We start from the raw sequence: 14,627 nt of genomic DNA on the forward strand, positions 1-14,627 counted from the left end.
GAAATACTTCAACGGGCTGCGCGGCGGCATGGTGGATACCACATGCCAAGGAGGCCCCGCCCGTGACCACCGAGGACGTCCGGTACCCCGTGCTGGAGCGCGCGCCGACCCTGTCCGACCGCGTCACCGAGAGCGTGCTCCAGCTGATCACGAGCAACGCGCTCAAACCGGGCGACCGGCTGCCGTCCGAGCGTGATCTGGGGGTGCGGTTCGGCGTCTCCCGCACGGTCGTCCGCGAGGCGGTGCGGTCGTTGGCCGCCAAGGGCGTGCTCGACGTGCGGTCGGGCAGCGGCGCGATCGTCGCCCGCGTCGGGCCCGACACGGCGAGCCAGACGCTGCGGCTGTTCGTGCAGGGTTCCCGCGGCGGCCCCGACGGCGACGAACAGATCAACGACGTGCGGGAGATGCTCGAGGCGCGCGCCGCCCGCCTCGCCGCCGCCCGCGCCGCCGCCGGCACCAGCGCCGGCACCACCGCCAGCGCCGCGCGGCCCGCCGACCTCGACCGCCTGCGCGACCTGCACAAGCAGCTGAAGGCGGCGAAGGCCGACGTGGAGCGGGCGGCCGTGCTCGACGTGGCGTTCCACCGCGAGATCGCCGTCGCCACCGGCAACCCGCTGTTCGTGGTCATCATCGACTCGATCGAGCCGGCGCTGCTGGACATCCGGCGCCGGACGCTCGGCTCGCCGGGCCGGCCCGCCCGTTCGCTGCGGGCGCACGCCCTGATCCTCGACCGCATCGCCGCCGGCGACCCGGACGGCGCCGAGGCGGCGATGGCCGAGCACCTGGCCGACTCCCGCGCCGCCTGGGCGAAGCTCGCGGGCTGACCGCTACGCGGCGGCGGCGTACGCGTCGATCTCGGCCAGGAGCGCCGCCTTGCCGGCGTCGCCGAGGAACGAGTAGCGCACGCCCTGCCGGGCCAGTTCCGCGACACCGGCCCGGTCGAGGCCCAGCAGCGTGGCGGCCACGGCGTACTCGTCGTTCAGCGTCGTGGAGAACATCGGCGGGTCGTCGGAGTTGATGACGACCGGCACCCCGGCGGCCACCAGGGTGGGCAGCGGGTGCTCCGCCAGCGACGGCGCCGACCGCGTGCACACGTTCGACGTCGGGCACACCTCCAGCGGGATGTCGTGGTCGCGCAGGTGCGCCATCAGCCGCTCGTCCCGGGCCGACGCGATCCCGTGGCCGATGCGTTCGGCGCCGAGGTGCTCCAGCGCGTCCCATACGGTCTGCGGACCGGTGGACTCGCCGGCGTGCGGCACGCTCCGTAGCCCGGCCGCCCGGGCCTTGGCGAAGTGGTCGGCGAACTGCGGCCGCGGCACCCCGATCTCCGGGCCGCCGAGCCCGAAGCTCACCAACCCGTCGGGACGCAGCCGCAGCGCCACGTCGAGCGTGACGTCGGCGGCCGGGATGCCGGCCTCGCCCGGGATGTCGAAGCACCAGCGCAGCTCGATGCCGAGCTCGCGGGCGGCCCGCGCGCGGGCGTCCTCGACGGCCTCGCAGAACGCCTCGGCGGCCATCCCGCGCCGGATCGACGAGTACGGCGTCAACGTGAGCTCGGCGTAGCGCACCTGCTGCCGGGCCAGTTCGGTGGCGATGTCGTACGTGAGCGTCTCGACGTCCTCCGGATCGCGCACCAGGTCGACGACCGTCAGGTACACCTCGATGAAGTGCGCGAAGTCGCGGAACGTGAAGTACTCCGCGAGGCGTTCCGGGTCGGTCGGCACGGTGGTGGAGCCGGCGTGCCGGGCGGCCAGGCGCGCCACGGTGGCGGGCAGCGCGGAACCGATGTGGTGGACGTGCAGCTCGACCTTGGGCAGGTCGCGGATGAAGCTCTCGATCATGCTGATCTCCCTTCGCGAGATGGAAGGGGCGTACGGCAACCGGCCACCGGCCCCTTCCGGTTTCGGGGGAGGCGCCCTTCACGGTTCCCGAAGGAACCCCATGCAGGGCGAGCGTGGCGGCACCGTGGCCGAGCGGCCAGGTTCCGTCGCAGCGCCTCTCGCCTGCATTGCGCCGTCCTCGGCGCGAATAATTGCCGGAGACGCTAACAGCCCGCCTCCGGACCCCGCAATCACCACACGCACGTGCCGCCCGTCACGTCATCCGGCGGAGCACCACGCCCACCACCGCGGCGGAGGACAACAACCCCATGTGACGCGAGTCGGCGCTTCCGCCCGTGTTGTCGCCCAGCACGGCCAGCCGTCCGTCGGGCACCACCGGGTCCGGGGCCGGAACACCGGCCGGCACCGGATCACCCGGCAGGGCGGCGGCCCGCTTCACCAGGTACCGCGGCTCACCCGGGAACTCGGGACCGGGCGACCGCAGCACCACCGCGTCGCCGCGGCGCAGCGTCTCGAACGCCACCCGACGCACGAGCAGGCGGTCGCCGGGGGAGTAGGTCGGCGTCATCGACGTGCCCTCCACCGTCACCAGCAGGAGACGGCGGCGCAGCAGGTCGCCCAGCAGGCGGATCACGGCGTCGGCACCGGCTGGTAGCCGTCGGCCTGCATGCGGAACAGGCGGGCGTACCCGCCGTCGTGCCGCAGCAGTTCGGCGTGCGTCCCCTCCTCGACCACCACGCCGTCGGCCAGCACGACGATCCGGTCCGCGTCGCGGATGGTGTTCAGGCGATGGGAGACGAGGACGCTCGTGCGGCCGGCCCGGTGGCGCTTGAGCCGGTGGTGGAGTTCGTACTCGGCCTCCGGATCCAGGCCCGCGGTCGGCTCGTCGAGGATCAGCAGGTCCCGGTCGTCGCGGAGGAACGCGCGGGCCAGCGCGACCCGCTGCCACTGCCCGCCGGAGAGCACGACGCCGGTGGTCGGGTCGTCGCGGTCGGCCTCGTCGTACCAGGCGTTGGTCAGCAACGTGTCGTAGCCCTTCGGCAGCGCGGCGAGCACGTCGTGCACACCGGCGCGCCGCGCCGCGTCCTCGACCCGGGCGACGTCGCCGAGATGGGCCACGTCGCCGACGCCGACGTTCTCGGCGGCCGACAGTTCGTAGGTCATGTAGTCCTGGAACACCGCGCCGATCCGGTCGCGCAGCGCCGCCACCTCGACGTCGCGGATGTCGACGCCGTCCCACGTGATCCGCCCGCGGGTCGGGTCGTAGAACCGGCACAGCAGTTTGATCAGCGTGCTCTTGCCGGCGCCGTTGAGCCCGACGATCGCGATCGCCTGTCCGTGCGGGATCCTCAGGTCGACCCCGCGCAGCACCCACGGCTTGTCCGGCCCGTACCGGAACCAGACGTCGTGCAGGACGAGCCCCGCGCGCAACGGCTCGGCCGCGCCGTCGCCGAGCGGCAGGTCGGGCGACGCCATCACCAGCGCCCGGTAGTGGTCGAACAGCAACGCGTTCTCGTGCGCCGACATGAACCGCTCCACCAGCCCGCCCAGCGCCGACTGCACGCCGGCGAGCGCGGCGACGAGCAGCGTGATGTCGCCGATCGACAGCCGCCCGTGCGACGCCTGCGTCACCGCCCACAGCAGCCCGACACCGGCGACCGCCGCCGTCAGCATGGTCAGGACGGAGCGGACGCGCAGCTCACGACCGTCCTGCGCGGTGTGCTCGTCGTTGACCGCGGTCATCTCCGTGCGCATCCGGCCCCGGAACAGCCCGCCGAGCCCGAGCATCCGCAGTTCCTTCGCGGCCGACAGGCTGGTCAGCAGGTCGGCGTAGTGCATCTCCCGCCGGGCCCGGGCGCTGACCCGCCACAGCATCCCGGCCCGCCGGCGGTTCAGGCGGGCCTGCGCCGCCACGGCGGGAACGGCGGCGGCGACGGCAAGCGCGGCCAGCACCGGGTTCAGCGTCAGGAGCGCGCCGAGGAACGCCGTCAGCGACACGACCGCCTCGACCGAGCCGAGCCCGTCGTCGACGAGCTGGCCCGGCCCCGACCGGCCGGACTGCTGGGCCATCTGCAGCCGGTCGCGGAACGCGGGCGTCTCCAGGACGCCGAGGCCGGTGATCCGCTCCATCGCCGCGTAGAGGCGGTCCATCGCCCGCAGGCCCACCGCCCGGATGAGCCGCCCGTGCAGGTAGTTGCGCGTACCCGGCACCAGCCCGACGACCAGCCCGACGGCGACCAGCCCCGACGCGGTCGGCAGTGCCGGCCGGCCCGACGTGAGCGCGTCGATGGTGGCGCTCAGCAGCGCCGCGGCGAGCGCCGGGCAGACGCCGGCGACGATCGCGAGCACGCCGTACGTCACCAGCACGCCGGGTGCCGCGCCGGCGGCGAGCCGGGCGGCGGCCCACAGGTGTCCCGGCAGCCGGCGTACCGGGACACTCTCCGGAGCGGGCACTAGACGGTCGACAGCGTGGGCAGGTCGCCGAACGTGTTGCCGCTGCCGAGCACCACGCCGTCGGAACTGACCAGGCAGAGCGTGGGGTAGCTGGTGACGGCGAACCCCTGCACCCACGCCTCCTGCCCGGGCTGCACGGTCACGTCGACGGCCGACAGCCGGCGCACGTAGTCGTCGCCCTCCGCCGGCAGATCGGTGACGACCACCGCGACCTTCGCCACGCCCGTCCCCGCATAATCCACGAACTCCGGAATGCGGTCGGCACACGGCGCGCAGCCGGGCGAGAAGAACCCGATCAGCGTCGGCCGCGCGGGGTCCACCGACGACACCTCCGCGCCGGACACGGTCGTGGCGGTCAGTTCCGGCGCGGGCGACCCCGCCGGCAGGCCGGCGTCGGGCAGCACCGACGGAGCGGCGTCGACACGGCTCTGCAACTCCCGCAGCCGGCGGATCACGCCGAACATGAGCACGAGGTTCAACAACGTCAGGACGACGGCGATGACGACGCCGACAGCCAGGTAGATCATGGGATTCCTTCCCCCGTAATCGTATCGACGCTCACCTTAGCGTGCCGCTACCGTCGCGTGGATGGTCGAGATCCTGTGGCTGTGCGGCCCGTCCGGGGTGGGCAAGTCCTCCGTCGGGTATGCGCTGTTCGAGCAGCTGGGCCCGCACGCGGCCTATGTCGACCTCGACCAGCTCGGCCTGTGCCACCCGGCGCCCGCCGACGATCCGGGCAACCACCGCCTGAAGGCGCGCAACCTGGGCGGCGTCCACGCCGGCTTCCGCGCCGCGGGTACCCGGCAGCTGGTGATCAGCGGCCTGGTCGACGACGCGGCTGGGGTCGCCAGCCACGTCGCCCGCCTGCCCGGAGCCGACGTGACGGTGTGCCGCCTGCGGGCCGACACCGACCAGCTGCGGGCCAGGTTCGAACGCCGCGGATGGCTGCTGAACCTGCTGGAGGAGAGCGTCCGGAACGGGCGGGACCTCGACCGGACCGACTTCGCCGACCTGGTCGTCGACACCAGTGGCCTGGCGGTGCCCGAGGTGGTCGCCAAGGTCCGGGCCACCGGCTGGCCCCCGCCCGCCCCTGCGCCGCTCGCCGATGCGCCGCCCGCTGAACTGCCGGCCGTTGAGCTGCCGGCCGTTGAGCTGCCGGCCGCCGCCGGTGGGTCGGTGCTGTTCCTGTGCGGCCCACCCGCCGTCGGCAAGTCGACCGTCGGGTTCGAGGTGTACCTCCGGAAGATCGGCGCCGACGTGCCGGTCGCGTACGTCGACCTCGCCCAGATCGGGTTCTGTCGCCCGGCGCCACCCGACGGCACCCTCACGGCGCACAACCTGGGGCGCGTCTGGGCCGGGCACCGGGCCGCCGGCGCGAGCCACCTGATCGTCACCGGGAACGTCACCGACCGGGCGGCCCTCGCCCGCTACCGCGCCGCGATCCCCGCCGCCGACTGGATCGTGTGCCGCCTGCGCGCCGACGCCGCGACGCTGACGGAGCGCGTCATGCTCCGCGGCCGCGGCGGAGGCCCCGGCATCATGGGTGACGATCTCCGCGGCCGTCCGGAGGCCGAACTGCGCGGGCGGGCCGCCGACATCGTCCGCACCGCCGGGACCCTGGACGCGTCCGCGCTGGGCGACGTGGCGGTCGACACCGACGCCCGCGACGTCGCCGAGGTGGCCACCCTGGTCGAGGAGGCATGGCCGGGTGGCGGTATATGCCGACGATCGGTACATTGAGCCTCATGGCCATGCAGGAACCGACGTTCTTCATCCTCACGGCGCTCGCCGAGGAGCCCCGGCACGGGTACGGCGTCATGCGGGCGGTCGCCGACCTGTCCGACGGGCGGATCACGCTCCGGGCCGGCACGCTCTACGCCGCGCTCGACCGGTTGGCCGCCGACGGTCTGCTCGTGGTCGACCGGGAGGAGGCCGTCGACGGGCGGCTGCGTCGGTACTACCGCCTGACGCGGCACGGCGTCGGCGCGCTGGGGGCGGAGGTGGAACGGTTGCGGACCAACGCCGACCTCGCGGCCGCCCGGATCCGGACGGCCGGCAACAAGGGCACCGCCGGGCCCGCGCTGGGGACCGCGTGATGGAGACGCGACTGGCCCGCGCCTACCGCCGACTGCTCTGGGCGTACCCGCGTGACTACCGGCGGGCGCGCGGCACCGAGATGCTCACGACGCTGCTCGACGCCGCGGAACCCGGCCGGCGCCGGCCCGCGTTCCGGGACGCGCTGAACCTCGTCGTCCGCGGCCTGCGCTGCCGGCTCAGCGTGCCGAACCACCCCGGGTACGTCGTGGTCGCTTGCCTCGCCGCGATGGCGGTGGCGGGGATCGGTGCCTGGTCCGGCGCCATGGCCGGCTGGCAGCGGGGCACCAGCCTGCCCACCACCGGGGAGGTGGTCGCCGCCGCGACCGTCGCCGTCCCCGACGCCGGCCGGTACCTGCCCGCGCGGCAGCGGAACTGCGACTGGCACTGCTTGGGCAATCCGTCGGACGACATGGTGGTGTTCCGCGGCCCGTACGTCCGCGACGACCTGATGCCGGAGTGGACCGCCGACCGTCCGCGCACCACGAACCCGGCCGCGAACCGCGTCTACCTGCCGCTCGCGATGGCGCACGCCGACATGGTGACGATCGCGGGCCAGGCCCACGACCGCCTCGCCGCGGCCGGCTGGCGGGTCACACCGGTGCGCACCTACTACGACATGCGGTTGTTCTGGGCCACCAAGGGCGACCTGACGCTGCGCTTCGAGGGGCGCGGCACCACCCAGCCCGAGAGCCCCGCGGTCGCGTTCGTCGTCCACCACGACCTCCCACCGGCCACCCTGCCCGCCGCGGCGGCCGGCGCCGCGGCGGGAGCGCTGCTCGGCTGGTGGCTGGCCGCGTTCGCGCTGCGGCGGTACCGGCGGCACGGCCCGGGCCGCCGGACCGCGATGCTGGTCACCGCGCTGCCCGCGCTGATCATGACGGCCCTGATCAGCGCGCAGGTCGCCATGGTCACCGCGTACGATCTGATCTCCGGCGCCGGCACCGGCGAGGCGGCCTCGTTCCTGCTGGGGCTGCCGCTCCAGCAGTACGGGCTGGCGATCCTCTCGATCGGCGTCCTGGCCTCCCTCGTGCTCGCCCTGACCCGTGCCGACCCGCTCCCCGATCGCCGCTTGACCGCCGTGTGACGCACAATCGCGTTCCATGAACGACGTCCTCGACCGCTTCCCGGAGTTTCCGCACGAGCAGGTGACCTTCGTCCGCGATCCCGACACCGGGCTGCGCGCGATCGTCGCCATCCACGACACCAGCCTCGGCCCGGCGTTCGGCGGCACCCGGTTCCATCCGTACCCGACCGAGGCCGCCGCGCTCACCGACGTCCTGCGCCTGTCGCGCGGCATGACCTACAAGACCGCGGTGGCCGGGCTCCCGTGCGGCGGCGCGAAGACCGTCATCATCGGCGACCCGTCGACCGCCAAGACGGAGGCGCTGCTGGAGGCGTTCGGCCGCGTCGTGCAGGGCCTCGGCGGCCGCTACGTCACCGCCGGCGACGTCGGGACGAGCGCCGAGGACCTCGACGTGATCAGCCGGACGACGAGCCACGTCACGGGAGCCACCGGCGGTTTCGGCGACAGCGGACCGATGACCGCGCTCGGCACGTTCCACGCCCTGCGGGCCGGCGCCGCGGCGCGCTGGGGCACACCCGACCTCGACGGGCGCACGGTCGGCGTCGAAGGGCTGGGCAAGGTCGGCTACCACCTGAGCCGGCTGCTGCTCGACGCCGGTGCGACCGTCGTCGCGTCCGACGTCTCCGGACCCGCGCGCGACCGGGTGCGGCGCGACCTGCCGGCCGTGGTGCTCGCCGACCGCGTGATCGACGCCGCCGTCGACGTCTACGCGCCGTGCGCGCTCGGCGCCGGCCTGAGCACCGCGTCGGTGCCGACGATCCGGGCCGCGGTGGTGTGCGGCGCGGCCAACAACCAGCTCGCCACCCCGGCGGCGGCGCGGGCACTGGCCGACCGCGACATCCTCTGGGTCCCCGACTTCGTCGCGAGCGCCGGCGGCGTCACCACGGGGTTCCACGAGTACCGCAAGCTCCCGCCCGACGACGTCCCCGCGCGGCTCGAGAAGATCTACGAGACGACCGCGGAGGTCCTCACCCTGGCCCGCGAGCGTGGCATCCTGCCCGGCACCGCCGCCGAATCCGTTGCGCACGAACGGATCCGGCGCGCCCGCCCCGGTCGCGTGTGACCACTCACCACGCGGTGAAGTCCTCGTGGTACTCGCCGTTGAGGAACCCCCGGGCGTGCTCCCGCATCCGCTGCGCGTAGCGGGCGTCCTCCTTCAGCGCCGAGTAGCTCTTGCCGGCCCGGTCGACCTCGATCACCCCGGCCGTCTCGGCGAGGTACACGTCGAGCCCCGGGTACATCAACTCGACGCACGGCAGGTCGTCGACGTCGAGCGCGAACACCGGGTACTCGCCCAGCGCGTCGGCCGGGCCGGTGGCGAGGACGCGCCGCGAGTCGCTGCCGCCGGGCAGCAGGAAACACTCGGCGAACCGCTCCGCGAGGGCCGGGCTGTCGTACGTCTTCCCGATCGGTCCGAACGCGTCGGCCGCGATCTCCGCCAGCGGACGCGGGGTGAGCCGGCCCCCGTCGTCGAACCACCCGAAGCGGCGCAGCAAGCCGGCGTCGAACTCCAGCCACCGGCGCAGGGCCGGCGACAGCGGACGCCCGCTCGGGAACGCGTCCGGCGGGGTGACCGGGGAAGGCTCGCCGGCCACCCACGGGCCGTCCCACGTGTTGTACGGGTGGAGCAGCCGGCCCGGGTCGGCCCGCACCGATCCGATCACCAGCTCCACCAGGGCCACACCGTGCTCAGTCATGCCGTCACGGTACGACGATCTTCGTGAACCAGCCCGGAACCGTGAGGCGGTCACCCGCGACGAGCACCGCGACGTAGCGGGCGGTCCGGTTCTCGCGCGGCGGCACCGGCGCCCACGGCGTGTCGCCGTCGGTGAGCACCACCACCAGATCCGCCCGGGGACGGGCGCGGGCCACCGTCGCGACCGCCGGCCGCAGGTCGGTGCCGCCGCCGCCGGTGAGCACGACGTCGTCCACCGACCGCACGGGGTGGAGGTCGCCGGTGACCGTGTCGCACGAGACGACCTGTACCGGCGTGCGGAGCCGGCCGGTGCGCTGGACGATGCCGTCGATCTCGGACAGGCAACGGGTGAGCCGCTGCCGGTCCATCGACCCGGACGTGTCGACGATCGCGTACACGACCGGCGGCCGGGGCTGGCGCATCGCGGGCAGGATCACGCCGGGCACGGTGCGCCGCGACGGCCGGGAGTACGTGTAGTCGCGGACGCCGGCCACCTCGGCGGCCTTGCGCCGCACCACGGCGTTCAACTCGGCCCGCCAGTCGACGCGGGACTCCAGGATCTCCTCGGCCCAGCGGCGGAGCCCGGCCGGTGCGGTGCCGAGGGCGCGGATCTCGCCGGCGACCTGCCGCCGGATCTGGTCGGCGCGGTCGGCGTCGAGACCGCGTTCCGCCTCGGTCGCGCCCGCCGGTCCGAGGTCCCACGGCCGCCGGCCCGGCGTCACCCCCGATCCGCAGTCCCCAGTCGCCTCACTCGGCGACAGACCAGCTGCTTGAGGAGTCGCCGGTGGTTCGGACAGCAGCCGGTAGATCTGCTCGGCGCCCATGGTCCGCTCGGCGCCGGGGATCTGTCCGATGTGGACGGCGCCGGGCGGCAGCGTGACGCCGTGCTCGACGAGGTCGGCGTTGATGACCGCGTCACCGGCGACGTTGAACAGCGGCGCCTTCGCCGACGGCTCGCCCAACTCGGTGAAGCGGTCGAGGTGCTCGCGCAGCAGGTGTCCCACCTCGTGCAGCCACCCGCCGGCCAGTTCCGGCACCGACAGCCGCCCGCACCACGCCGGGTTCCAGTAGAACCGCCACCGCTCGTCGACCGCGATCGTCGGCACCCGCTCGCTGCGGACCGGCGTGCAGGCGAACAACGCCGTCGCGAGGTACGGCATCAGCTCCGCCGCCCGCGCCCGGGCCGCGGCCATGCGCAACGCCTCGTCCGTCATGCCTCCGCCAGGCGGCCCAACTCGCGGAGAATCGGTGCCAGCGACCGCATCGCCGCCACGTCGGGCAGCGTGCCGTGCGGGCGCGACCGGGCCCAGTACCGCGCGGTGGCGAACGCGATGTCGGCGTGGCCCGCGTCGGCGATGCGCGCGAGCACGCGCCCGCAGGCGTTCCATCGCTCCGGGGTGTTCCGCGCGTCGGTCACCGCCCACACCGACGACGCGACCGCGTGCACGATGTCGCTGCGTCGCCCGGCGATCCGCACGGAGTCCGGATCGGCGAGCAGCTCCTCCGGATCGGGAAGGTCCAATGTGGACACATAGGTGAGGAACTCGCCTGCGGCGGGCCCGCCGACGCATCCGCCCACCAGCATCGTGCGTACCTGTCCGGGCGCGTCGGCCCACGTGGCGGCGGCATACAGGCGGGCGGCCATCTCCCACGACCGCGGCGTCGGGAACGCGAAACCGGCCGCGCTGGCGCTGTCGGGCAGCCGCGTCACCAACTCCGGCCGCGTCCCCAGGAAAATCCCGACGAGCCGCATGGCGTCGGCAACTCCGGGCCCGGGCGCGGGTTGCGGCCCGTCGGGCGCAAGGTCTGAATGGGGGACGGGCACCCGCGGCCAGCCGTACGTAAATCCGTCGCGTAGCGTCGTCGCGGGCAGCGACCAGTCGAGGTGGCAGAACCGGTTGGCGAGCGGCGGGGTGAGATCCCAGCCGTCGGTGGCGACACCGGGCGGGTTGGCCGCCGCGACCACCCGGGTGGCCGGTGGCAACGGCAGGTCGCCGACGATCCGGTCGACCGCCACCCGCAGCATCGCCGACTGCACCGCGGGCGGCGCGGTCGACATCTCGTCGAAGAAGATGACGCCGCGCTCGGCGGCGGCGAGCTCGCGGGCCCACCGCGGCGGGGCGAGCGTCACGGTGCCGGCGCCCGCGTCCACCACGGGCAGCCCGGCGAAGTCGCTCGGCTCCCGGATCGACGCGATCACCGTCTCGAGGTGCAGGCCGAGGTCGGCCGCGAGCTGCTCGATGACGCTGGTCTTGCCCTGGCCGGGCGGCCCCCACAGCACCACGGGAACGTTGGCGGCCAGGCAGATGCCGAGCGCGGCGCAGCTTGCCTCGTACCGGTCCATGATCGCCTAGGGTATCGAAACCCGTCACGCCGCGTGTCGGTGGGTGTCAGCCGTCGCGCCTCAGGGCCGCGAGCCCGGCGAGCGTGTCGACGTCGGGCGGCTCGCCGGCGTCCAGCATCTCCATCGCCTCCTCGACGCCGAACCCGGCCGCGTGCCACAGCGCCGGCTGCAGGTCCGGCGCCCGCTCGCCGACCTCCCGCCACGACAGCCAGCGCTCGAACACCTCGTCGGGTTCCCAGGCCGACCGCCGCAGCGCCCGGACGTACGCCTCCCCGTCGAGGTCCACCCAGGCGGCGAGGCCCGCCCAGCCACCCTGGTAGCCGTCGTGGTCGCGGCGCCCGGCCAGGGCGAGCTCGTCGAGCAGCCGACGCATCAGCGCCGGCTCCTTCGCGCCGCCCCGTTCCAGCCCGCGGAGCATCGTCGGGAACACGTCGTAGGGGATCCGCTGCTCGGCGAGCCCGTACCGGAGCGCCACGTCGATGTCGACCCGGGGCTCACGCGCCCTCGCGTACCGGACGAACTCGTCCGCGTCCTCGACGCCGAGCCGGAACAGGCTCAACCAGGTCGTCGACGCCGTGTAGTCGCTCCACCGGCGCCCGCCGGCGTGCACCGCGTCGATGAACGCGTCCGCGTCCCAGCCGGAGGTGTCGAAGCCCACGGCGCTCCGCCGGCCCGAGCCCCCGACCAGCAACTGCAGGGTGGCACCCGGCCAGCCGAGCCGCCGGACCTGCGCCGGGGTGAACCACTGCCCGACCAGGCTGACCCCCCGCACCCCGCGGACGCCCGCCCGCCGCAGCCCCCGGTACGCGCGCGGCCGGAGCAGGCACCACAACAGCGGCCGCGACCACCGCCCCCCGCTGACGAACACCCACCAGAGGACGCCGAGCAGCACCAACCCCGCGAGGGCGGTCAGCCACTGCCACGCCACCCCGCCAAGTTAGCCCCACCCCAGCCACCGCCGGGCCCCCCGCCCCGCGCGCCGATCGAGCGTCGTATATGCAGCGAAGGAGTGCGCCCCGGTCAGGCGGTGCGGCGGAGCGCGGCCAGCCCGCGCAGGGCCTCGGCGTCGGGCTCCGCACCGGTGTCGAGCACGGCCAGCGCCTCGTCGACGGTGAAGCCGGCCGCCGCCCACAGCGCGGGCTCCGGGTGCGGCGCCCGCTCGCCGACGGGTGCCCACTCCCGCCAGCGGCGGAAATACGTGTCGTCGTCCCAGGCCGTGAACCGGGCGGCCAGCGCCCGCGTGAACGGCCGGGTCTCGTCGTACTCGACCCACGCGACGATGTCCGCCCAGCCGCCCCGGTAGCACGTGCGGTGGGTCCGGTACTCCCGCTGCAACGAGTACAGGTGCGGCCACGGCTTCGCGACCCCGCGCCGCGTCAACGCCAGGACCACCTCGTACGGGACGCGGTCCGGGCCGAGCGCGTAGCGGAGCGCCAGGGCGATGTCGGCGCCGGCGGCGAGGTAGCGCAGGTACTCGGCCGGGTCGTGGCGGCCGAGGCGGTACAGGTCGCCCCAGTTGCCGAGCTGATCGGCGTGGTCCCGGCCGCTGGCCCGCACCGCGTCGACGAACGCCTCCGCATCCCAACCTTGACGGGAGACGAACGCCATCTGCTCCGTGGCCGCCGCCACGGCGGTCGCCGTCCAGCCGAGGCGCCGCACCTGGTCCGGGCTGAACCAGCGGGCCACCGTCGCGATCACCCGCGGCCCGCGGTAGCCCAGCCGGCGGAATTCCTGCTCCGTGTACGGGTGGCTCATGCACCACCGCAGCGGTGCCGTGCGGCGCCACCCCGCCACGATCCACCGCACGGGCGTGACGAGCTCGGGCAGCCCGAACAGCAGCACCGTCCACGGTCCGGGTGGCCGCCAGCGCAGGCGGGGCAGCGTGACGACGCGGAACCACGCGAGCGCCGCGACCACCGAACCCAGCACCAGCAGCCCGAACAGCACCCGGTCGACGATCGGCAGGACGGTGCCCGGCGGGTCGGCCAGCGTCACGTAGAGCCCGGACGCCAGCAGGCACAGCGCCGGACCGTCGAGCGGGGGCCGGCGGCGGTCGGGATCGCGCATCACACCGTCGAGCAGCAGCCACAGGTAGCCGAGGAACACGACGCCGGCCACCGGTGCCACCCAGTGCAACCATCCCATCGACGGGAAGTCTAGAAGTAGTGACCGGCGTCGAGGTCGGCGATCAGGCCCGGCCCGGTGGGCGTCCAATCGAAGGCCGCCCGGGTGATCGCGCTCGACGCCGGGACGTCGGCCGCGAAGAACATGCCGAGCCACCCGAAGTGGTCGGCCGGCGCGGGGGCCACCGGCAGGTTCAGGCCGCGGCCGATCGCCTCCGCGATCTCCCGGGTGGGGACGCCGTCCTCGGCCGTCGCGTGCAGCACCGTGCCGGGCGGCGCGCTCTCGACCGCGTGCCGCACGAGCACGGCGGCGTCCGACCGGTGCACCGCCGGCCAGCGGTTGGCGCCCACGCCGACGTACGCGGAGACGCCCGTGTCGCGGGCGATGCCGACGAGCGTCGCGACGAAGCCGTGGTCGCCGGCGCCGTGGACGGTCGGCGCGAACCGGACCACCGACGCGCGCACGCCCCGGTCGGCCAGGGCCAGCGCGGCCAGCGCGTTGGCGCCGCGCGGGTGGATGGCGAGGTCGGGCACGTCGGCCTCGGTGGCGACCCGCCCGCGGGCCAGGCCCACCGTGCCGGCGGCGACGACGAGGGGGCGGTCGGTGCCCGCGAGCACCTCGCCGAACGCGTCGATCGCGGTCCGGTCGGTCTGCGCCGCGCCCGCCATGTTCGAGAAGTCGTGGTTGTAACCGAGGTGCACGACGCCGTCGGTGGCGGCCGCGCCGGCCCGCAGGGCGTCGAGGTCGGCCAGGTCGCCGTGGTGCACGTCGGCACCGAGGCCGGCGACGCGGGCGGCGGCGGCGTCGGACCGGGCGAAGCCGAGGACCTTGTGGCCGGCCCGCTGGAGTTCGGGGACGACGGCGGACCCGATCCAGCCCGACGCCCCGGTGACGAAGATGCGCATGGCACGCTCCCGTGAAGAGATGATGTCACTTGATGACATCACCGTACCAGGTGATGTCACGCTGTGACATGGCCTAGGATTG

General features: G+C 74.5%; 15 protein-coding genes. 5 read left to right on the top strand and 10 right to left on the bottom strand.

Annotation, left to right across the window (positions count from 1 at the left end; genetic code table 11):
- Nucleotides 1-62: 62 nt before the first annotated feature.
- Nucleotides 63-824: a FadR/GntR family transcriptional regulator gene (locus Vau01_RS41930; RefSeq protein ID WP_204005541.1), complete on the top strand. Its 762-nt coding sequence runs from the start codon at nt 63-65 to the stop codon at nt 822-824.
- A gap of 3 nt (nt 825-827) precedes the next feature.
- Here the strand turns inward: Vau01_RS41930 and Vau01_RS41935 are convergent, their stop codons facing one another.
- The 4 genes from Vau01_RS41935 to Vau01_RS41950 form a co-directional block, all read right to left on the bottom strand.
- A complete protein-coding gene (locus Vau01_RS41935) occupies nt 828-1,841 on the bottom strand; it encodes an adenosine deaminase (protein WP_373320382.1) in 1,014 nt (337 codons plus the stop codon).
- A 253-nt stretch (nt 1,842-2,094) separates the two neighbouring features.
- Nucleotides 2,095-2,475 (bottom strand): S26 family signal peptidase, encoded by a 381-nt coding sequence (locus tag Vau01_RS41940; RefSeq protein ID WP_239152286.1) that lies wholly within the window; start codon nt 2,473-2,475, stop codon nt 2,095-2,097.
- Entirely contained in the window at nt 2,472-4,295 is a 1,824-nt protein-coding gene (locus Vau01_RS41945; protein ID WP_204005542.1) for an ABC transporter ATP-binding protein, read from the bottom strand. The genes Vau01_RS41940 and Vau01_RS41945 overlap by 4 nt, the downstream gene beginning before the upstream one ends.
- The gene (locus Vau01_RS41950; protein ID WP_204005543.1) at nt 4,295-4,822 is read right to left on the bottom strand and encodes a TlpA family protein disulfide reductase; all 528 of its coding nucleotides are present in this window, start codon (nt 4,820-4,822) and stop codon (nt 4,295-4,297) included. Before Vau01_RS41950 ends, Vau01_RS41945 begins: the two co-directional genes overlap by 1 nt.
- A gap of 61 nt (nt 4,823-4,883) precedes the next feature.
- On the opposite strand from Vau01_RS41950, the gene Vau01_RS41955 reads away from it, so the two are divergent.
- Genes Vau01_RS41955 through Vau01_RS41970 form a run of 4 tightly spaced genes read left to right on the top strand, consistent with a single transcriptional unit; the run spans nt 4,884 to nt 8,539 of the window.
- On the top strand, nt 4,884-6,035 hold the full coding sequence (locus tag Vau01_RS41955; protein ID WP_204005544.1) for an ATP-binding protein: 1,152 nt from the start codon (nt 4,884-4,886) through the stop codon (nt 6,033-6,035).
- An 11-nt stretch (nt 6,036-6,046) separates the two neighbouring features.
- On the top strand, nt 6,047-6,391 hold the full coding sequence (locus Vau01_RS41960) for a PadR family transcriptional regulator (protein WP_204005691.1): 345 nt from the start codon (nt 6,047-6,049) through the stop codon (nt 6,389-6,391).
- Entirely contained in the window at nt 6,391-7,476 is a 1,086-nt protein-coding gene (locus tag Vau01_RS41965) for a hypothetical protein (protein WP_204005545.1), read from the top strand. Before Vau01_RS41960 ends, Vau01_RS41965 begins: the two co-directional genes overlap by 1 nt.
- Nucleotides 7,477-7,492: 16 nt before the next feature.
- Nucleotides 7,493-8,539, top strand: coding sequence for a Glu/Leu/Phe/Val family dehydrogenase (locus Vau01_RS41970; protein WP_204005546.1), 1,047 nt, complete (start codon nt 7,493-7,495; stop codon nt 8,537-8,539).
- A 4-nt stretch (nt 8,540-8,543) separates the two neighbouring features.
- Here the strand turns inward: Vau01_RS41970 and Vau01_RS41975 are convergent, their stop codons facing one another.
- The 6 genes from Vau01_RS41975 to Vau01_RS42000 all read right to left on the bottom strand — a co-directional run bounded on the left by Vau01_RS41975 (nt 8,544) and on the right by Vau01_RS42000 (nt 14,545).
- Complete coding sequence (locus Vau01_RS41975; protein ID WP_204005547.1) at nt 8,544-9,173, bottom strand: hypothetical protein; 630 nt, start codon at nt 9,171-9,173, stop codon at nt 8,544-8,546.
- A 4-nt stretch (nt 9,174-9,177) separates the two neighbouring features.
- Nucleotides 9,178-10,386 (bottom strand): vWA domain-containing protein, encoded by a 1,209-nt coding sequence (locus Vau01_RS41980; protein WP_204005548.1) that lies wholly within the window; start codon nt 10,384-10,386, stop codon nt 9,178-9,180.
- Nucleotides 10,383-11,516, bottom strand: a complete 1,134-nt coding sequence (locus Vau01_RS41985; protein ID WP_204005549.1) for an AAA family ATPase — start codon at nt 11,514-11,516, stop codon at nt 10,383-10,385. Before Vau01_RS41985 ends, Vau01_RS41980 begins: the two co-directional genes overlap by 4 nt.
- Before the next feature lie 46 nt (nt 11,517-11,562).
- The gene (locus Vau01_RS41990; protein ID WP_204005550.1) at nt 11,563-12,444 is read right to left on the bottom strand and encodes a hypothetical protein; all 882 of its coding nucleotides are present in this window, start codon (nt 12,442-12,444) and stop codon (nt 11,563-11,565) included.
- Between the two features lie 92 nt (nt 12,445-12,536).
- A complete protein-coding gene (locus tag Vau01_RS41995) occupies nt 12,537-13,661 on the bottom strand; it encodes a hypothetical protein (RefSeq protein ID WP_204005552.1) in 1,125 nt (374 codons plus the stop codon).
- Between the two features lie 11 nt (nt 13,662-13,672).
- A complete protein-coding gene (locus tag Vau01_RS42000; protein WP_204005554.1) occupies nt 13,673-14,545 on the bottom strand; it encodes an SDR family oxidoreductase in 873 nt (290 codons plus the stop codon).
- Nucleotides 14,546-14,627 lie beyond the last annotated feature (82 nt).

Source organism: Virgisporangium aurantiacum (genome assembly GCF_016863635.1).
Classification (GTDB): Bacteria; Actinomycetota; Actinomycetes; order Mycobacteriales; family Micromonosporaceae; genus Virgisporangium; species Virgisporangium aurantiacum.

Coding starts and splice junctions, on each gene's coding strand:
- Vau01_RS41980 (WP_204005548.1), bottom strand. CDS start 10,386: ATGACGGACGAGGCGTTGCGCATGGCCGCGGCCCGGGCGCGGGCGGCG.
- Vau01_RS41955 (WP_204005544.1), top strand. CDS start 4,884: ATGGTCGAGATCCTGTGGCTGTGCGGCCCGTCCGGGGTGGGCAAGTCC.
- Vau01_RS41975 (WP_204005547.1), bottom strand. CDS start 9,173: ATGACTGAGCACGGTGTGGCCCTGGTGGAGCTGGTGATCGGATCGGTG.
- Vau01_RS41970 (WP_204005546.1), top strand. CDS start 7,493: ATGAACGACGTCCTCGACCGCTTCCCGGAGTTTCCGCACGAGCAGGTG.
- Vau01_RS41985 (WP_204005549.1), bottom strand. CDS start 11,516: ATGGACCGGTACGAGGCAAGCTGCGCCGCGCTCGGCATCTGCCTGGCC.
- Vau01_RS41965 (WP_204005545.1), top strand. CDS start 6,391: ATGGAGACGCGACTGGCCCGCGCCTACCGCCGACTGCTCTGGGCGTAC.
- Vau01_RS41950 (WP_204005543.1), bottom strand. CDS start 4,822: ATGATCTACCTGGCTGTCGGCGTCGTCATCGCCGTCGTCCTGACGTTG.
- Vau01_RS41960 (WP_204005691.1), top strand. CDS start 6,047: ATGCAGGAACCGACGTTCTTCATCCTCACGGCGCTCGCCGAGGAGCCC.
- Vau01_RS42000 (WP_204005554.1), bottom strand. CDS start 14,545: ATGCGCATCTTCGTCACCGGGGCGTCGGGCTGGATCGGGTCCGCCGTC.
- Vau01_RS41935 (WP_373320382.1), bottom strand. CDS start 1,841: ATGATCGAGAGCTTCATCCGCGACCTGCCCAAGGTCGAGCTGCACGTC.
- Vau01_RS41995 (WP_204005552.1), bottom strand. CDS start 13,661: ATGGGATGGTTGCACTGGGTGGCACCGGTGGCCGGCGTCGTGTTCCTC.